The 18,791-nt window shown below is 51.6% G+C and carries 15 protein-coding genes; 10 read left to right on the plus strand and 5 right to left on the minus strand.

What is annotated here, in order from left to right; genetic code table 11:
* The first annotated feature begins 3 nt into the window (after positions 1–3).
* From DWZ67_RS07165 to DWZ67_RS07190, 7 genes are all read left to right on the plus strand, one after another.
* Positions 4–1,407 (plus strand): family 10 glycosylhydrolase, encoded by a 1,404-nt coding sequence (locus tag DWZ67_RS07165; RefSeq protein WP_034529265.1) that lies wholly within the window; start codon positions 4–6, stop codon positions 1,405–1,407.
* Positions 1,404–2,156: a carbohydrate-binding family 9-like protein gene (locus tag DWZ67_RS07170; RefSeq protein WP_009037711.1), complete on the plus strand. Its 753-nt coding sequence runs from the start codon at positions 1,404–1,406 to the stop codon at positions 2,154–2,156. Before DWZ67_RS07165 ends, DWZ67_RS07170 begins: the two co-directional genes overlap by 4 nt.
* Positions 2,157–2,270: 114 nt before the next feature.
* Complete coding sequence (prfB, locus tag DWZ67_RS07175) at positions 2,271–3,386, plus strand: peptide chain release factor 2 (protein ID WP_005830350.1); 1,116 nt, start codon at positions 2,271–2,273, stop codon at positions 3,384–3,386.
* A gap of 80 nt (positions 3,387–3,466) precedes the next feature.
* The gene (locus DWZ67_RS20575; protein ID WP_005830349.1) at positions 3,467–3,601 is read left to right on the plus strand and encodes a hypothetical protein; all 135 of its coding nucleotides are present in this window, start codon (positions 3,467–3,469) and stop codon (positions 3,599–3,601) included.
* Positions 3,602–3,620: 19 nt separating this feature from the next.
* Positions 3,621–4,088, plus strand: coding sequence for a CYTH domain-containing protein (locus tag DWZ67_RS07180; RefSeq protein WP_009037712.1), 468 nt, complete (start codon positions 3,621–3,623; stop codon positions 4,086–4,088).
* A gap of 34 nt (positions 4,089–4,122) precedes the next feature.
* On the plus strand, positions 4,123–5,418 hold the full coding sequence (locus DWZ67_RS07185; RefSeq protein ID WP_005830344.1) for an MgtC/SapB family protein: 1,296 nt from the start codon (positions 4,123–4,125) through the stop codon (positions 5,416–5,418).
* Positions 5,419–5,569: 151 nt separating this feature from the next.
* Positions 5,570–8,101 carry a TonB-dependent receptor domain-containing protein gene (locus DWZ67_RS07190; RefSeq protein ID WP_034529267.1) on the plus strand — a complete coding sequence of 844 codons (2,532 nt, stop codon included), beginning with the start codon at positions 5,570–5,572 and terminating at the stop codon, positions 8,099–8,101.
* A gap of 16 nt (positions 8,102–8,117) precedes the next feature.
* Here the strand turns inward: DWZ67_RS07190 and DWZ67_RS07195 are convergent, their stop codons facing one another.
* Positions 8,118–10,013 carry a PQQ-binding-like beta-propeller repeat protein gene (locus DWZ67_RS07195; RefSeq protein WP_207888806.1) on the minus strand — a complete coding sequence of 632 codons (1,896 nt, stop codon included), beginning with the start codon at positions 10,011–10,013 and terminating at the stop codon, positions 8,118–8,120.
* Between the two features lie 184 nt (positions 10,014–10,197).
* Between DWZ67_RS07195 and DWZ67_RS07200 the strand changes: the two genes are divergently transcribed.
* From DWZ67_RS07200 to DWZ67_RS07210, 3 genes are read left to right on the plus strand one after another with little or no spacing between them, the layout of a single operon-like run.
* Positions 10,198–11,031 carry an alpha/beta fold hydrolase gene (locus DWZ67_RS07200; protein WP_016272457.1) on the plus strand — a complete coding sequence of 278 codons (834 nt, stop codon included), beginning with the start codon at positions 10,198–10,200 and terminating at the stop codon, positions 11,029–11,031.
* Between the two features lie 3 nt (positions 11,032–11,034).
* Positions 11,035–11,505, plus strand: a complete 471-nt coding sequence (locus tag DWZ67_RS07205; protein WP_009037716.1) for an RNA polymerase sigma factor — start codon at positions 11,035–11,037, stop codon at positions 11,503–11,505.
* Positions 11,495–12,088 carry a hypothetical protein gene (locus tag DWZ67_RS07210; protein ID WP_009037717.1) on the plus strand — a complete coding sequence of 198 codons (594 nt, stop codon included), beginning with the start codon at positions 11,495–11,497 and terminating at the stop codon, positions 12,086–12,088. The genes DWZ67_RS07205 and DWZ67_RS07210 overlap by 11 nt, the downstream gene beginning before the upstream one ends.
* A 235-nt stretch (positions 12,089–12,323) precedes the next feature.
* Here the strand turns inward: DWZ67_RS07210 and DWZ67_RS07215 are convergent, their stop codons facing one another.
* The 4 genes from DWZ67_RS07215 to DWZ67_RS07235 all read right to left on the minus strand — a co-directional run bounded on the left by DWZ67_RS07215 (position 12,324) and on the right by DWZ67_RS07235 (position 18,772).
* Positions 12,324–13,658, minus strand: coding sequence for a glucoamylase family protein (locus DWZ67_RS07215; protein ID WP_117713771.1), 1,335 nt, complete (start codon positions 13,656–13,658; stop codon positions 12,324–12,326).
* A gap of 44 nt (positions 13,659–13,702) precedes the next feature.
* A complete protein-coding gene (locus DWZ67_RS07220; RefSeq protein WP_016272459.1) occupies positions 13,703–14,566 on the minus strand; it encodes an endonuclease/exonuclease/phosphatase family protein in 864 nt (287 codons plus the stop codon).
* A gap of 39 nt (positions 14,567–14,605) precedes the next feature.
* A complete protein-coding gene (gene bglX / locus DWZ67_RS07225) occupies positions 14,606–16,936 on the minus strand; it encodes a beta-glucosidase BglX (RefSeq protein ID WP_120138550.1) in 2,331 nt (776 codons plus the stop codon).
* Between the two features lie 315 nt (positions 16,937–17,251).
* Positions 17,252–18,772, minus strand: a complete 1,521-nt coding sequence (locus tag DWZ67_RS07235; RefSeq protein ID WP_009037721.1) for a RagB/SusD family nutrient uptake outer membrane protein — start codon at positions 18,770–18,772, stop codon at positions 17,252–17,254.
* Positions 18,773–18,791 lie beyond the last annotated feature (19 nt).

The following is an 18,791-nucleotide window of genomic DNA, read 5'->3' on the forward strand; positions in this document are numbered from 1 at the left end:
AGAATGAAAAAGAGCTTTTTACCTGCATTCTTGCTGCTGTTCCTTGCGCTGGGCATGTTCTCGTGCCAGCAGGGAGCTAAGGAAACAACCAAGGAATATCCCATGTTCTGGACGTGGCTGGACTATCGTCCCGGCATGAACTTCGACTCCATCTGCCAAGTGATGAACGACATCGGCATGGATGGAATTATGCTGAATGCGCCGACTCCCGACGATTACCGGGCTGCCATACCGGTTGCCCATAAACACGGAATCGAAGTGTATGCCTGGTTATGGACCATGAATCTGGAACACGACCGTGACAAGATATTGAAGGAGCATCCCGAATGGTTCAGCGTGAATCGTAACGGCAAGAGCCTGGCAGACACTACCGCCTATGTAGGCTATTACAAGTTTCTCTGCCCGGCATTGCCCGAAGTCCGCGAGTTCATCAAGGAAAAAATCAAGGCCTACTGCGAAGTGGAAGGCTTGAATGGCATTGCCATCGACTATCATCGTTTTGTGGATGTGGTGCTTCCCACCACCTTGTGGCCCCATTATGGCATTGTGCAGGACCGTGAATACGCTGCGTGGGATTACGGTTACCATCCGGAAATGCTCAGGTTGTTCAAGGAGCAGCATGGTTATGACCCCCGCGAGCAGGAAGACCCTTCCCTCGATGTGAAGTGGCGCCAGTTCCGTTGCGACCAGATAACCGAAGTGGCCAATATGATTGCCGAAGTGGTGCACTCCTACGGCAAGACAATGGCTGCCTCCCCGTTCCCCACCCCGAAGATGGCTTCACGCATGGTGCGCCAGGACTGGGGCAAATGGAATCTCGACATCGTGTTCCCGATGGTTTACCATACCTTCTATACGGGCGATGCCAGCTTCATTTCCGACTGTACGGTTGAGAATGTACGCGACAAGAACGATATGACTACACTGTACTGCGGCATGACCGCCACCGACGGCCCGATGATGTTCGAATGCATGGATGCCGCTCTCAACAACGGCGCCCAGGGAATTGCCGTATTTACCATTCATGGACTGCGTTCTCCGGAGGTGAAGAGGCAGTTCAAGGCTTATACGGACAGTGTCAGAGTCGTGCGTGCCGCCAATGGCGGGGTGATAAAGGCTACCCATCCCGAAGTGGCGGATCCCGACCCCTTCAAGCATGAAGGCATTATGAAGCTGATGCAGGAACGCATGCAGCAAATCATAGCCAAGGCTGCCGGCAAGGAAGAGCCGGCTCCGCTGGCATTGGGCGAGTACAAGGAGGTGGATTCCTATGACGCGACACGCTGCTACCAAGTGGTGGATGAGAATAGCAAGACTACTTTTGACGTGACATTCTATCTTTACGGCGACGTTGTTTCCGGTTGGGATGTAGCAGTAGCAGACAAGGCTTCTACTAATAAGAAATGAAAGGACGTTTTATGATAGTGAGAGATTACGGGAGCAAACTCCTTCTGCTCTTGGTGTTTTCAATGGTAGGCATGGTTTGTTGCAATGCCCAGAGTGGAAAGAGCTTGTCCGTAAAGAAAGTAATGTGTACGGCTTCACCGGAAGGTGAGGCTGTGCCGTCCTTGCTGGACGAGAACGGGATAGAGTTTCAGCCCCTTGATGTGGTCAACTGGAAAGATTATCCCTACAAGCCGGAAGTGAGTTTCCGCATAGCCCATACGGGGCGCGAAATCCTGCTCCACTACAAAGTGAAGGAAGCCAGTGTGCGTGCAGTGGCCTCCGGAGACAATGGCCGGGTATGGGAAGATGCTTGTGTGGAATTCTTCGTATCTCCCGAAGGTGACGACCGCTATTACAATTTCGAATGTAACTGCGCCGGCAGGCTGCTGATTCAGGGAGGTGCAGTCAATGAGCGCCGTCCTACGGCGAGTCAGGAGGTGCTGGGCATGGTGAAACGTTGGAGCTCGTTGGCCGGCGAACCTTTCGAGGAACGTTTGGGCGAGTGCAGCTGGGAACTGGCCATGGTTATTCCCGTTTCCGCTTTCTTCCAGCATTCCGTCGGTTCTCTGGACGGAAAAACAATGAAAGGGAATTTCTACAAGTGTGGTGACAAACTCCAGACTCCCCACTTCCTTTCTTGGAGTCCTATCGGGCTGGAACGCCCCATGTTCCACTGTCCGGCCTTTTTCGGCACCTTGTCTTTTGAATAAATCTTTAGGGTGTTCTGGTGGAATCATTTGCCGTTAGCATTACTTATTGGATTGACAATTGCGGAATTATGTGTTTTTTTATACCTTTGCACTTCCTAAATTGTAAATGCATATATGATTACCGCAGAACAACTGAAAGATATCAAAGAACGTACCGAGGCGTTGAACCGCTATCTGGACATTGAAGGAAAGAAGATACAGGTGGAAGAAGAGCAGCTCCGCACCCAGGCTCCCGGTTTCTGGGACGACCAGAAGGCTGCCGAGGCTCAGATGAAGAAAGTGAAAGGCTTGCAGCAATGGATTTCCGGCTACAATGAGGTAAAGACCTTGACTGACGAGGTACAACTGGCTTTCGACTTTTACAAAGACGAACTGGTGACTGAAGAGGAAGTGGACGATGCCTATGCCAAGGCAATCACTGCTGTCGAGGCCCTCGAACTCAAGAATATGCTTCGCGAGGAAGCCGATCAGATGGACTGTGTGCTGAAAATTAACTCTGGTGCCGGTGGTACGGAGAGCCAGGACTGGGCAAGCATGCTGATGCGTATGTATCTGCGCTATGCCGAGACTCACGGCTATAAGGCCACCATCGCCAACCTGCAGGAAGGAGACGAGGCAGGTATCAAGACTTGTACCATCGAGATTTCCGGCGATTATGCCTACGGCTACCTGAAAGGTGAGAACGGTGTACACCGCTTGGTGCGTGTTTCGCCCTACAATGCCCAGGGCAAGCGTATGACTTCTTTTGCATCCGTGTTTGTCACTCCCTTGGTAGATGATACCATCGAGGTGAACATCGAACCTGCCCGCATGTCATGGGATACCTTCCGAAGTGGTGGCGCCGGTGGACAGAACGTCAATAAGGTAGAGTCCGGTGTCCGTCTGCGCTATCAGTATAAGGATCCATATACGGGCGAAGAGGAAGAAATCCTGATTGAAAATACCGAGACACGAGACCAGCCCAAGAACCGCGAGAACGCTCTCCGCCTTCTCCGTTCCATGCTTTACGACAAGGAACTCCAACACCGCATGGCCGAGCAGGCAAAGGTGGAAGCCGGTAAGAAGAAAATCGAATGGGGTAGCCAGATTCGTAGCTACGTCTTCGACGACCGCCGCGTGAAGGACCACCGTACCAACTTCCAGACCAGTGATGTGAATGGTGTGATGGATGGAAAGATAGACGGCTTTATCAAAGCTTACCTGATGGAGTTTGCAGGAAGTGGCGAATAAATTTTCTCCCTTTCATTTGCATTCTTCCCGAATTTCTTCTTACTTTGTTCATCGTTGAACTTTAAACTATAAAACACACCATGGGAAAAAGTAAAAAGAAAGCAATGCACAGCCAGAAGGAAGAGCAACAAGCCAAGAAAGTGATGATGACGATGGGAGTAATAGCCATTGTATTGGTCATCGCCATGTTTGTGGCTTACTCTTACTGGGGCTGATAAAATCACTGGAAACGACATGCCGCAGGAGATAGAACGGAAATTCCTCGTGACGGGAGAATACAAGCCACAAGCGTATGCACACAGCCGTATCGTACAAGGATACATCAGCAGTGTACGTGGACGGACAGTACGGGTGCGCATCCGCGATGGACGGGGATTTCTCACCATCAAGGGTGCATCCAATGAATCGGGAACCAGCCGCTACGAGTGGGAAAAGGAAATTCCGCTGTGCGAAGCGCGGGAATTGCTGAAGCTGTGCGAACCGGGTATCATCGACAAGACCCGTTACCTGGTGCGCAGCGGACAGCACGTCTTTGAGGTGGATGAATTCTATGGCGAGAATGAGGGACTGACTGTGGCCGAGGTGGAACTCTCCTCGGAAGACGAGCCTTTCGTGAAACCTGCATTCATCGGACGGGAGGTGACGGGAGATGTCCGCTACTATAACTCGCAACTGATGAAACACCCTTTCACCACATGGTAGCAAACCAATTGTATGCCGTACTTGTTTAATCGTCATGGAGAAACTTTACGACTACCTGCCAAGAGAACTGGTCACCTTCCTTTTGGTCACTGTATTCTCTTTACTCATCGGGCTTTCACAGCGTAAAATCAGCTTGAAGCGCGAAGGGGAAACTACGCTTTTCGGTACCGACCGCACCTTCACTTTTATAGGCATTCTGGGCTATCTGCTCTATATCCTCGACCCTACGGGCTATCGTCTGTTCATGGGAGGAGGAGCCATTCTGGGACTGCTGCTCGGACTGAACTATTATGTGAAGCAGTCACAGTACCATGTGTTCGGAGTAACCACCATCATTATTGCACTCATCACCTACTGCATTGCTCCCATTGTGGCCACGCAGCCGTCGTGGTTCTACGTCATGGTCATAGTGACCGTCCTGCTCTTCACCGAGCTGAAACACACCTTCACGGAACTGGCCCAGCGCATGAAGAACGACGAGATGATTACGCTTGCCAAGTTCCTTGCCATCAGCGGCATTATCCTGCCGATGCTGCCCAATGAGAATCTTATTCCCGGCATCAACCTGACGCCATACAGTATTTGGCTGGCCACGGTGGTTGTATCGGGCATTTCCTACCTTTCTTATCTGTTGAAGCGTTACGTTTTCCATGAGTCGGGCATTCTGGTTTCGGGCATCGTGGGAGGCTTGTACAGCAGCACGGCTACCATTTCCGTACTGGCGCGAAAGAGCCGTAAGGCTTCTGTGCAGGATGCTCCCGAATATGTGGCGGCCATGTTGTTGGCGGTCAGTATGATGTTCCTCCGTTTCTTGATATTGATAGGTATTTTCAGCCGGGAGACGCTACTGGCCATTTATCCCTACCTGCTGATAATGTCGGTGGTGACGGCAGCCGTGGCATGGTATCTGCATTCCAAGCGGAAACGGGTGGACGACGGCACGCAGACCACGGAGGACGAGGACAGCAGTAATCCGTTGGAGTTTAAAGTGGCGCTGATTTTTGCCATGCTGTTTGTCGTGTTCACTATCTTGACACACTATACGCTGGTGTATGCCGGTACGGGTGGGCTGAACCTGCTCTCTTTCATTTCGGGCTTCAGTGACATCACTCCTTTCATCCTGAACCTGCTTCAAGGGACGGGCAGCGTGGCGGTGCTGGTAATTACGGCTTGCAGCATGCAGGCTATTGTCAGCAATATAGCGGTAAACATGTGCTACGCGTTATTCTTTGCCGGTGGAAAAAGCCCTTTGCGGCCGTGGATATTGGGGGGATTCGGCTCTGTTATTGCCGCAAATATCTGTCTGTTACTTTTCTTCTATTTTCTCTAAATTGCTTTCTTTTTGCTTTTTTAACTCCGAAAGTCTCGTAAATGCATGAAAAAGGGGCTATTTTTGCCGAATTCATTGTGACAAAACTCGAACGGGAAACGTCTAATACCAAGACAATAAACATGAATAGTCACTAAATATAAGAAACGCAATGAGAACAAAATGGACTGTGCTGCTATGGATGCTGATGATTTCGGGACTGCTTGCAGCGCAAAACACGGCAAACACTTCTTTCCAGGTTAAAGGAATTTTGCTCGACTCGCTCACCCAGGAGGGTGAACCTTATGCTACCATTAAAATCGTGAAGAAAGAGGCCCCTGCAAAGGCGCTGAAAATGCTGGTAACGGATATGAAAGGCCAGTTTCAGGAAAAAGTTCCCGGTACGGGCAACTTCGTAATGACCATCACTTCCGTGGGGCGTACCCCTATCGTGAAGGATTTCTCTGTGAAGGCTGGAGAGAACCTGGTGGACTTCGGCACACTCTACATCGTGGATGCTTCCAATGAGCTGGGACAAGTGGAAATTGTAGCTCAAAAGCCTTTGGTAAAGGCGGACATCGACAAGATAGAATATAATGTGCAGGATGACCCTGATGCCCAGTCGAACTCTGTGCTGGAGATGCTCCGCAAGGTACCGTTGGTGACGGTGGACGGCGAGGACAATATTCAGGTGAACGGGAGCAGCAGCTTCAAGGTGTACGTCAACGGAAAGCCCAACAACATGATGAGCAATAACCCGACCGAGGTACTGAAGAGTATGCCTGCCAACAGCATTAAGCATATCGAGGTGATTACCAATCCCGGCCCCAAGTATGATGCTGAAGGTGTGGGCGGTATTCTGAACATTGTCACCGTGGGTAGCGGACTCGAAGGCTATACGGCTACGTTCAGTGCCAACGTCAGCAACCGCGGTGCAGGCGGTGGAGCATTCGGTACGATAAAGAGCGGCAAGCTGACTGTCAGCGCCCGCTACAACTACAATTATAATGACCAGCCCCGCAACTACAGCAGCGGCAGCCAGCATGTGACGTCGGAAGCTGTTACGGAGAATTCTTCCAATCTGGACTATGACGGCAGTAACAAGGGCCACGGTTCCTTCCAGTCGGGCAGCATGGAGGCCAGCTACGAAATAGATACACTGCGCTTGGTCACTATGTCTTTCGGACTTTGGGGTGGCGGAAACAAGAGCAACGGCTCTACGGACTACATCGCCACCTTTCCGGAGAACATAAACGCCGCTCCCATTTATAGCTATTCGGCTTTCAACCGCAGCAAGTCTTCCTGGTATTCCATCGATGGAGGTGTCGACTACCAGCGTCTGTTCAAGGTGAAGGACCGCATGCTGACATTCTCCTACAAGATAAACACCCGTCCGCAAACGTCGGATTCCTACACGGAATATGAAATAGACAAAGGCTATAATCCCGATTGGGCTGATTATCTGAAACGTCTGAGAAATTTGCATAACGACGGCGAGCAGAACACCACCGAGCATACTTTCCAGGCCGACTATACCACGCCTATCGGCAAGCTGCATACGCTGGAGGCTGGTGCCAAGTACATCCTGCGCAACAACTCTTCGGAGGACGACCGTTTTGATGCAGACGATACCGGAAAGTATGAATACAACAAGGAGCAGAGCTCGCACTACAAGCATCTGAATGATATTATTGCCGCCTATCTGGGATATGGGCTGAAAGTGAAAAGGCTGTCCGGCCGTTTGGGAGTGCGCTACGAGCATACCATCCAGGATGTGAAGTATCTGGTGGGGCGTGGCGAGGACTTCACAAAGAACTTTGACGACGTAGTGCCTTCCGCCTCCATCGGCTACAAGCTGACGGATATGTCCAATCTGCGCTTGGGCTACAACATGCGTATCTATCGTCCGGGAATCTGGTACCTGAATCCGTATCTGAATGATACCGACCCCTCCTACATCAGTCAGGGTAATTCGGAACTGGACAGTGAGAAGAGCCATGCATTCAATTTGAGTTATAGTAATTTCACGCAGAAGTTCAATATTAACCTTTCAGCACGCTATTCATTCACCAACAACAGTATTGAGAATGTAACGAAGCTCATGCCCGATACGGAGATTGAGGGATTGAAGAACCCCACGGGAAAGGATGTGCTCTATTCTACCTACGCCAACATCGGTAAGACCCGCCGTGCCAGTGTGAGTGCTTACGTCAACTGGAACGCTACTCCCCGTACACGTATCTACATGAACATGAGCGGTGATTATTCTTACATGGAGGGCAGTGAGGGCATGCGTAACGACGGCTGGAGCCTCTTTGCCTACGGTGGTGCACAGCAGACGCTGCCCCACGATTGGCGCATCAGTCTGAATGTCTTCGGACAGACGCCGTGGATTATGCTGCAAGGTAAGGGTAGCAGCTTCTTCGATTATGGCTTGAGTGTCAACAAGTCATTCCTGAACAAGCGTCTCACTTTGTCCGCTTTTGCCAGCAACTTCTTCAAGAAGTATATGGACCAGAGCTCTACTACCGAAGGTGCCGGCTTTATACGCGAAAGCAGCTATAAGTATAGCCGCCAACGTTTCGGCATAAGCGTCAGCTACCGCATCGGCGAGCTGAAGGCAAGCGTGAAGAAGGCTGCACGCACCATCAGCAATGACGATGTGAAGAGTGGCGGTAGCGGTTCCGGTGGCGGCGGTGAATAGACTGCTACGAATTCATTTACGGATATATCAGGCAGGTGACTGTTCCGTCCATTGTCATGACGATGAGACGGTGGTCACCTGCCTTCTTCAGTGAGGTGACCGCCGAATGGGATACTTTATGGCTCCAGGCTATCCCGCTTCCGTCTGTCCGCACGGCATGGACCACTCCGAATTCGGTAGGGATGAACACATACTCTTCCGTGGTTTCCATGCGGGTGGGGATGAAATTACCTTCATACGGCATCAATGTATTCCAAAGTGGAGTGTAGTTTCCTTTTGAGACATCTGCTGCCGTAATGTTGTTCTTGATTCCTTTTATGTACATGGTCTTTCCATCCGGAGAGAAACCGAGCGATTCGCGTCCTTTCGCTTCATCCGATGCCCAGAGGATTTTTCCGTCTTCCGGGTTGAAGGCGCGTACAAAGTAGTCGGAACTGACTACTATGACCTGTTCTGATGCTTTTCCATTCTTCCGGTAGGGCAGCACTGTGGGCCAGCAGGCTCCCGGAGAGAAGTATCTTCCGCGTCCGGTGTCGAATTCCCATACTTTTTTCCCGGTTTTCCGGTCGATGGCATAGAACATGGCTCCCCAGGTTCCGATATAGATGCGTTCGTGGTCTACAGCCGGGCGGGACTCGATGTAGCCGTTCAGTCCGTCGGTAACCCAATTGAGCGTGCCGTCTGCCAGGCGGATGGAGTAGAATTTTCCGTTGCTGCTGCCTGTATAGACATTGCCGTTTGCTACTGTAGGGCAGGCTACAATGGGGTAATCCGTGTTGAATTTCCAACGGGCGGAACCTTGTTTTTTGTCCAGTGCATGAATAAACCCGTCGCAGGAAGTGACAACCACCAGTTGGGAAGTGATGAAGGGAGCCGAGAAAATCTTATTTCCTGTGGCATAAGTCCATACCGTTTCTCCGTTGCGGGCATTCAGGGCATGAACCATTCCTGCCGTATTGGTATAGATATACAGTTCTCCGTCAATGCTTCCTTGTGAGGCAACGTCGGTTACGTCTTTCTGCTTCCACACCTCACGAACGGCAGGATAGGTGCTGTTGATGCTGAAATCAGGGCGGTAGTAGACGGTATCTTTCTTTTCACCCGGAATGTTCGATGAAGCAATAGCTGTTGCATTCAGGCGGACAACATTCCATGCGGGACGGGTTTCCGTTTGGATGATGCGTTCGCAGAAGGTGATGGAATCTTCGTTGACTGTGACGAGATTATAGCCACCTATCGGGTCTTCCCTCCGCAGGGAGGAGCGCCCGATGACTGCCGGAATGCCTTCGGCGTCATAAGCGCGGTTGGTGTGCAGGTGTCCGGCAAGAGTCACCAGTACATTGCGTGTTTTGAGAATATCCGTCACTTCGTACCAGTTACTTAAATCCCGGTTCAGTGGGAAATGGTTGACGAAAATGACCGGCAGTTCTTTAGGGGTGGCCCGTACAATGGAGTCCAACCAGAGTATTTCCTCACGTGGAATGTGGGGAGGCCCCATGCGCAGGCTTGGTCCGGCACCACAACCGATGAAGCGTACTCCTTGCCAATCGTAGCAGAAGTGGGATGCTTGGAAAATCTTGTTGAACATGGTGCAGCCGTTTTCGCTCCAGTTCACGTCGTGGTTTCCCGGCAGCAGCAGATAAGGTTTCCTGAAGCCTTCCAGTATTTCCTGCAGCAGCAGGAACTCTTTTGTATCACCGAATTCGGTGACATCTCCACTGAGAATCGTGAAGTCCACGGCAGGATTGGCATTGATGTCTTCAATGGATTGCCGCAGGTCGTCTTCGGCATAAGCGAAGGAATTGAGGTGTACGTCACTGAGCCAGGCGAAAGTGAACGAGACGCGGTTACTTTGTCCGTAAGATAGTGCGGACATTGCCATCATGCAGATGGCCAATAAGATACGTTTCATGATGATGATTGGTTTGAATTTGCCCAAAGATAGTGATAATTCTTTTATTAATAAATAATATGTATTGGTTCTCAGGGGAATATTGTATTTTTGTTGATAAGGAATGAACGGAAAATATAGTAACCGGCATTGTAACATTTTCAAGTTCTTTGTATCTAAAGAGTGAATTAAAAAGTGTACAGTGATGGAAAAGTTATTTCTGACTTTAGTATTGTTTTGGTTTTCTGTCTGTTCTTTTGCAGAAGATTACTCTTTTTCGGTGATAAAATCGGGTATAGGAAAGAAGTCTGTCATTTTTATTCCCGGCTTTGCGAGTTCGGGAGACGTCTGGAAGGAGGCAGTGGCGGAATTGGGAACACATTATACCTGCTACGTGTTGACTATGGCTGGTTTTGCCGGTGTACCGCCGGAAAAAAATCCATCCTTCGAGGGCTGGAAAAACGAGATTGCGACATTCATTAAGGAAGAAAGGATTGACAGCCCCATACTCGTAGGGCACAGTATGGGAGGCGGACTGGCACTTGCTGTTGCAGCAGACTTTCCCACACTCGTTGGAAAGATTGTCATAGTGGATGCTTTGCCTTGTTTGATGGCTTTGACCCACCCAGACTTTAACCCCGTAGCGGATAAAGACTGTTCTGATATGATTACCCGGATAACTGCCATGAACCACGAGCAGTTTGTCCGGATGCAGCGAATGAGTGTGGCTAGTTTGACAACGGACTCTTTGAAGTTTGACGAAATCGTGGAATGGGGTGCAGCCTCTGACAGAAAGACGTATGCCGCGATGTATTGTGACTTTGCGAACACGGATTTGAGGGAGCGAATCAGAAGTATTGCCGTTCCGGTCCTGGTCTTGCTGGAACCGCATTTCAAGAATATAGCATCTATTGTAAATGAACAGTATAGGAATCTGCACGGAGTGCGGTTAAGGTATGCCGAGCAGGGACTGCATTTCATGATGTTTGATGATAAGGAGTGGTTTATGAATGAGCTAACCGGTTTTATAAAAGAGTGACGAGTGGAGTTTGAGGCTATATATAGGGAATATTGGAGTAAGGTGTTCCGTCTGTGTATGGGATATGTGAATGATTATGGTCTGGCCCAGGATATGGCTCAGGAGACATTTGTTGCCGTTTGGCAGAAACTGTCGTCATTCAGAAATGAGGCAGCAGTCGGTACTTGGATTTTTCGTATTGCCACCAATCGCTGTCTTCGTCAGTTGGAACGGCAGAGCCGCATGGTTCCGGTTACTCTCTCGACCGACCTGCCCGAAGAAGAAAGGACGGGTATCGGTCTGCGGCTTCGTCTGTTGTACAAACTCATTGCCGAACTTCCGGAGATGGACCGCATCCTCATTTCACTCGAATTGGAAGATGTCAGGCAGGCAGAGATTGCCCGAATCACTGGTCTGTCTGAAGGTAATGTCCGGGTGAGGATTCATCGAATCAAAGCATTGTTGACAAAGAAAATAAGAGCGTATGAAGAGTGACATAGATATAAAAGAATTGTGGCGGAAACAGGCTGTCCCATTTGCCGACTGTTCCGGATTATTCAAGGAGGTAAATCACTTCAAGAGAAAGAAGGTTCTTGAACTGATAGTGCTTAATGCGGTTTTATGGATGACCATCTGCTTTGTTGCGTTTGTCTGGATATACTTTAAGCCGCAATTGTTGGTTACGAAGATAGGGATTCTTTTGACAATCGTGGCTATGGGCACTGTTGCTGTGTTCACTCATAAGATGATTCCCTTGTATAGGATTGTGGATGAGGAGCAATCCAACCGGGAGTATCTGAATGAGTTACTTGCCGTGAGGCGTAAGGAGAACTTTATGCAAACCAAGCTGATGAACTTTTATTTCATCTCGTTGTCTGTAGGAATAGGACTTTATATGTACGAGCATATTCAGGAGAGTTCACTACAGTTCAGGGTCGTTGCCTATTCGGTTTTCCTTCTGTGGGTTGGTTTGAACTGGTTTGTTTTTCGTCCCCGAATTATCCGGAGGAACAGACAGAGACTTGATAGTTTGATTGTCCGGGTGGAGAGGATCAAGACGCAAATAGATGAACTTTAGGGTATTGAATTGCCCAAAAATCCCTTTTTGAAGCTTGCACTCTCTGCTGAATAGAGAAGTGCGGGTTTCGGGAGAGTGGAAATGGGCAATATTTTTCAGACAGAAGAACAAAAGAACATATTTATTTCCTCTCTTTTGTCTTTTTGTTCTTCTGTCTGAAAAATAAATCTGCATCATCTGCGTCTGAAAAATGGTGTATAGTCTGTTCCAATACACCCGTTTTTAGCATAAGATGTCATTTGGGAATCGTTGAGAATCCCAGTTTCTCCAGTCCTTTCTGCACATCCGGATGACTCATGAAGAGCTTCCACAGCAGCCCCGACCGGTAATTCTCAATCATCACGGCTATCGGGCCCTGGTCGATGGCGAGGTAGCGTCGGGGATACCAGTTGTCCGTCTGGCTGAAGGCATCATAGAAGCCATAGGGTCCGAAGACTTTATCGCCCATCTCGTAGAGATGCCGCATCACCTGCAGCGACTGTTCCGGGGTATAGACGATGGATGACAAGGCGGCAGTTGGAGAGATGACTCCCTGGTCGTCGCGTTCGTTGGGAGCGTGGGCGGCATATCCGTTGACGGAGTAGCTGGCTGTCAGTCCCCAGCAGTCGGGCCCGAAACCTTTGTAGTGCTTGGGGTTGCGGACACAGTAGGCACGGTTCACAAGCGTCAGGTTACGCATCTCGTCGAAGTAGTTGGCGCAGTATTCATCCTTCAGCCCGATGGGGTCGAGGCCGAGGAACGAGTATTGTGCCCAGAAGAGCGGTCCGGCTTCTGTGCCTTGATAGCGCAGATGCAACTCGATATTCTCCACTTTATGAGGGTCTACAATGGCCCCGTTCTGCGCCCAGCCCTCGTGATAGACTGCTGCAGGCACGCCGTGGGTAGGCGAGGCGGCAGCAAGGATATACATGATGAGGCATTCGTTGTAACCGTGTACGGGAAAGTTCATTTCCCAACCGTATTCCGGACTCCAGTGCCAATAGAGCACGTTCTGGCCGTTCTGGCGGTAGAAGTTCCAGTCCACTTCGCGCCACAGCTTGTCGATGCGGGCGGCGAGGGCTTGCTCGGCGGGCGAACCGTCGATGTAGTACTGGTGGACGGAGAGCAGCGCCTGCATGATGAAGGCTGTTTCTACCAGGTCGCCGCCATTGTCTTTCTGCCCGAAGGGTTTCACCTTGCCCGTATCGCCATACCACCAGTGTGGGTAGGCACCGTGGAAACGGTCAGCGGTTTCGAGGAAGGAGACGATTTTCTCCATTCGTTCCAGCCCTTCCTGGCGGGTGACATAGCCGCGGTCTATACCGGCAAGTATAGCCATGATGCCGAAGCCGCTTCCACCGGACGTGATTACGTTCTGGTCGTTCTCCGGATAGACACCGTCCATGTGGATGCGTTCGCGTGCCAGTCCGCTGTTGGGCTCGGCACCTTCCCAGAAGTAGTTGAAGGTACGGCGCTGTACGGTGTCCATCAGGGCATCGTCGCTCAGCCGGTCTTCTTTGGCGGCGGGGCTTTTGCATTGCGTGAAACCGAGCAACAGCAGGAACAATAATAAACAGTATTGTATTTTCATTGTACCAATGCTTACTTGTTTTTTTATCATTTACTTATCTATATTCATTGCACGGTCAATTCAACAAGTATAGGACAGTGGTCGGAAAGGTAGCTGTTCTCCGGTTTGTCTTGGATAACGCGGTAGCGGTCTATCTTTGCGCTTTTAGTCACGAAGACATAGTCCAGCAGTACGCGTTCCTCCACCGGCAGACGGCCGAAGTCATGGAAAGACCAGGACGGACCGTAGGTGACGGCAGCTGTCTTTGCGGCATTTTCCATTCCTCCCTTTTCCAGCGTTTGCAGAGGTTCTTCACCGGGCGTACAGTTAAAGTCACCAGTGATGATGGCGGGCATGTCCGGTGCTATCTCCTTGATTTTGTCGAGAATGAGTTGCACGCCCTCTTTGCGGGCTGTCTTTCCGTCGTTGTCCAGATGGGTGTTGAAATATACAAACTTTTGTCCGTTGTTCTTTTCCTGCAGTATCGCCCAGGTGGTGACACGGTTGTAGGAAGCGTCCCAGCCCTTGATGCCGATAGTTTCGGGTTGCTCGCTGAGGGAGAAATTGCCGTATTCCACCAGTGTAAATCGGTCGGTCCGGAAGAATATCGGGCAGTATTCGCCTGCTTCCTTGCCGTCGTCGCGCCCCACACCGAGTGCTGTGTATTGCGGCAGCCCGCGTTTTAGGTCTTCCATTTGGTTGTGAAGCACTTCCTGCATGCCCAGCAAGTCGGGGCTGTAGTAGGCTATCATACGGCAGGCGTCACCCTTGCGGTAATTCCAGTTGTTTACACTGTCCGAAGGAATATCCAGGCGGACATTGAACGTCATCACTTCCAGCGGCTGTCCGTTCTGTGCGGAGGGCTGGCTCTTGCAGCTGCCAAGGAGCAGAATGCTGCAAAAACAAAGGAGTAAAGTAGTATATCTCATGTTTTCTTGTTTTTAGAGTGCAATATTAAATATTTTATTTTATTTCAGTGTCAGTCGGGCTGTCTTTTCTGCCTGGCTGCTGCCACCTATCATCACATCGAAATCTCCCGGCTCGGCCACGTGGTTGAGGTCGTAGTCGTAGAAGCGGAGCAGCTCAGGGGTAATCTTGAAGGATACGGTCTTACTTTCGCCCGCTTTCAGGAACACCTTTTCAAAGCCTTTCAGCTCGCGTACGGGGCGGGTAATGCTGCCTACGAGGTCGCGGATATAGAGCTGCACGACTTCTGCGCCGTCACGCTTACCGGTATTGGTCACGGTGACTACGGCAGTGGTGGAGCCATTTTGTCCCATGACCGGGGTACTGAGGGCGATGTCGCTGTACTGGAAAGTGGTGTATGAGAGCCCGTAGCCGAAGGGATACAGCGGTTCATTGTCCACATCCAGATAGTTGCTGCGGAACTTCTCGAACCAATTGCCGGCAGCCAGCGGGCGACCGGTATTCTTGTGGTTGTAGAATAAAGGTATCTGCCCTACGTTCTTCGGGAAAGTCATGGTCAGCTTACCGCTTGGGTTCACGTCACCGAACAGTACGTCGCCGATGGCGTATGCCGCTTCACTGCCACCGAACCATACGTTCAAGATAGCGGGCACATGTTCCTGCTCCCAGGTGAGCGTCAGCGGCCGGCCGGTGAAGAGGGTTAGTACAACGGGCTTTCCGGTCTTCAGCAAGGCTTCCAGCAGGGTGCGTTGCACGTCGGGGATATCGAGGTCGGTACGGCTGGAGCTTTCACCGCTCATTTCGGAAGACTCGCCCAGGGCGGCTACAATCACGTCGGCACCGGAGGCCACCTTCAAAGCTTCGTCCAGCAGTTCCTTATCCGTACGGTTGTCCCGGCCCAGCGATCGGCCGAATAGGGTGGCGCGTTCCTCGTAGGCTACATCACCGATGAGGTTGCTGCCTTTGGCGTAGGTGATGTTCACCCGGCCGGCTGTCATTTCTTTCAATCCTTCGTACAGAGAGGGATAGTCGTCCAGGCGTGCGGCAACACTCCAGGTACCGGGCATGTTGCTGCGGGTATTGCCCAGGGGGCCGATGACGGCGACGGTGCCTTGCTTCTCCAAAGGAAGGACGGGACGAGAAGACTTCTTGCCTTGTCCCTCAAAAGGTTCGTTTTTCAGCAGCACAAAGCTTTCGGCGGCAATCCGGCGTGCGGCGTCGCGGTGCTCGCGCGTGAAGATGTCGCGTGCGGGACGGCTGAGGTCGCAGTATTTGTAAGGGTCATCGAACAGCCCTAACTTGTATTTCGCTTCAAGGATGCGGCGGCAGGCTGCATCCAGCGTCTTCATGGTTATTTTGCCTTCGGTGAGCGACTTTTTCAACGTGCCCACGAAACCTTCGCTCACCATATCCATGTCCACACCGGCGTTGAGCGCACGGGCGGAAACGGTCTGCAAGTCACCGATGCCGTGCTCCACCATTTCGGAGATACCGGTAAAGTCGGTCACCACAAAACCGCTGAACCCCCATTGTTTGCGCAGCACGTCTGTCATCAGCCAGCGGTTGGCTGTGGCGGGCACACCGTCCACTTCGTTGAAAGAGGCCATTACACTGCCCACTCCGGCATGGACGGCTGCTTCATAGGGGTACATGTATTCGTTGAACATGCGGTTGCGGCTCATGTCTACGGTGTTGTAGTCGCGTCCGGCTTCTCCGGCACCGTACAGTGCGAAGTGCTTGACGCATGCCATGATTTCGTCGTTCCGTTTCAGTTGGTCGTCCGGGTCTTTTCCCTGATACCCCAACACCATGGCGCGGGCGATGGCGCCTCCGAGGAACGGGTCTTCGCCCGAACCTTCGGATACACGTCCCCAGCGCGGGTCACGGCTGATGTCCACCATCGGGCTGAAGGTCCATGAGATGCCGTCGGCACTGGCTTCTGTAGCGGCTATGCGGGCAGACTGCTTGATGGCTGCCATATTCCACGTGCAGGAGAGGCCGAGGGGGATGGGGAAGATGGTCTCATAGCCATGTATCACATCCATGCCGAACAGCAGGGGGATGCCCAGGCGGGAGTTCTCTACGGCCAGTTTCTGTACGTCGCGTATCTTGGCCACTCCTTTCAGATTGAAAAGCCCTCCCACGAGCCCCTGCTCAATCTTCTTGGCCACGTCGCTGCTCTTTGCCTGACCGGTGGTGATTTCTCCGGTCACGGGCAGGTTGAGCTGGCCGATTTTCTCTTCCACAGTCATCCGGCGCATCAGTGCGTCGATGAAGCGGTCCATGTCCTGCGGAGACTTCTGCGCCTGCACGGTGACGCCTATTAAAGCGGTCGCGAGCAGCAGACTTGTTCTCTTGAAAATTTTCTTCATATTCATATTGAATTAATTGTTTGTAAGTATGTTCCCTTCATTGTTTTTAGATTGCCGTCACTCTATTGCAGTGGCGCTATGACTTCTTTGCAACGGTGCTGCAATTTCTCTGCAGTGATACTGCAAACGATTTGCAGCGCTACTGCAACTGCTTTGCAGCGACACTGCAACTGTTGTGCAGTGCTACTGCAACACTTTTGCAGTGCCACTGCAAAAAGTTTGCAGCTCTTTGCAGTAGCAATGCTTTGATTGAGAGCAAGTTATAAAACAGATCTTTTGCCATTGATTGGGTCGGCTGTTTCCTTTGGCCGGGTATCAATAGTCGGGGTTCTGTACCAGTACTCCGTTCGATTTGTCTATCTCTGTCTGGGGCAGAGGCAGCAGTGCATTCTTGTCTTGGTAATTCTTTCCGGCAGCTTGCAGCACTTCTTTGGCAATGCCCCAGCGTACGAGGTCGTAGAAGCGGTCGGGTTCCAGTGCCAGCTCTACGCGGCGTTCGTGGCGAATGGCGTCACGCAGCACAGACTGGCTGGCAGATTCTACCTTCGGAAGCACGTCTGCCAGTGTGCCGCGGGCATGGGCGCGTACTTGTTCCAGATACCCGGCGGCTTCGCCCGTTAGCCCTTTCTCGTTGGCGGCTTCGGCAGCCATCAGTAACACGTCCGGGTAGCGGATGAGGCGGATGTTTACCCAGAAACCCATGCGGGTGTACTTGCGGCGCAGTGTCGGGTCCGTGTAGGCCTTCTTGTTGAAGTAGGCACCCATGGCGGTGGATACGGGTGACTCGCCATAAGGCTGGTTGGTATTCTCCGGTGTGATGGGCTCGTCCGTGCTGCGGCGGAAGTAGAGCAATGTGGCGTTCCGGCGCGGGTCGCCCGGTTCAAAAGCTTCTCCCATCAGTTTGGTGGCCATGTGCCAGCCCCATCCCAGGTCCCACTCGCCGGCTCCGCGCACCCCTTGCACCTGGCAGAACTGGCTGCCGATGCTGGCGTCCTCTTTCATGGCATCGGTGGCTTCGCATTGCAGTTCGAAGATGCTCTCACCGCAATTCTCCCCTTCTACGGTGAAGACTTTGTCGACCGGTGTATTCAGGTTGTAGATGCCCGATTTTATCACTTCGGTGGAGGCTGTGTACATATTGTCCCAATCGTTTCGCATCATATAGGTGCGTGCGTGCAGGGAGCGTGCGGCGCCCCAGGTCAGCCGTCCCGTGTAGTCGCTGTCCCACCGCAGGGGCAGGCATTCTTCGGCTTCGGTCAGGTCTTTGTCAATCTGTTCGTATATCTTTTCCGCCGTGGTCTTGGGCACGTTGGCATCGGAGGCTTCCACTACCTTGATGGTGACCAGCGGCACTTCGCCAAAGGCGCGTACCAGGTTGAAGTAGCACCAGGCACGGAAGAAGAGCGCTTCGCCGCGGTTGCGGATGGCTTCGGTGTCGTCCTTGTGTCCGCTCTTCTCAATGTCGTCCAGGATTTCGTTGCACTGGTAGATGATTTTGTAGTTCTGTCCCCAATAGGCGCTGAGCGGCCCGTTGGAGGCAGTGTATTCGAAGTCGTCCCACATGGCGGCCTCGTTGCTGCCGTCGCCGGCGTCACTGCCTTTCTCGGAGTCTTCGCTGCGCACCATGTGCACCATAAAAGCTGGAATACCGGCAGTGATGTCGTACGAGCGCATCAAGTAGTAGACGTTGAATATCTTCCCGCCTACAAGGGCGTTGGGAGAGTCATCTTCCGTGAACTGCCCCAGCGGATCGCGGTCCAGGAAGTCGTTGCAGGATGTCAGTGAGAGGGCTGTTGCACCCACCAGCAATGTAAATATGTATTTTATCAGTTTCATAAATTTATATTTTTCATTC

Source organism: Bacteroides sp. AF34-31BH, from assembly GCF_003602795.1.
GTDB classification, from domain to species: Bacteria; Bacteroidota; Bacteroidia; order Bacteroidales; family Bacteroidaceae; genus Bacteroides; species Bacteroides uniformis.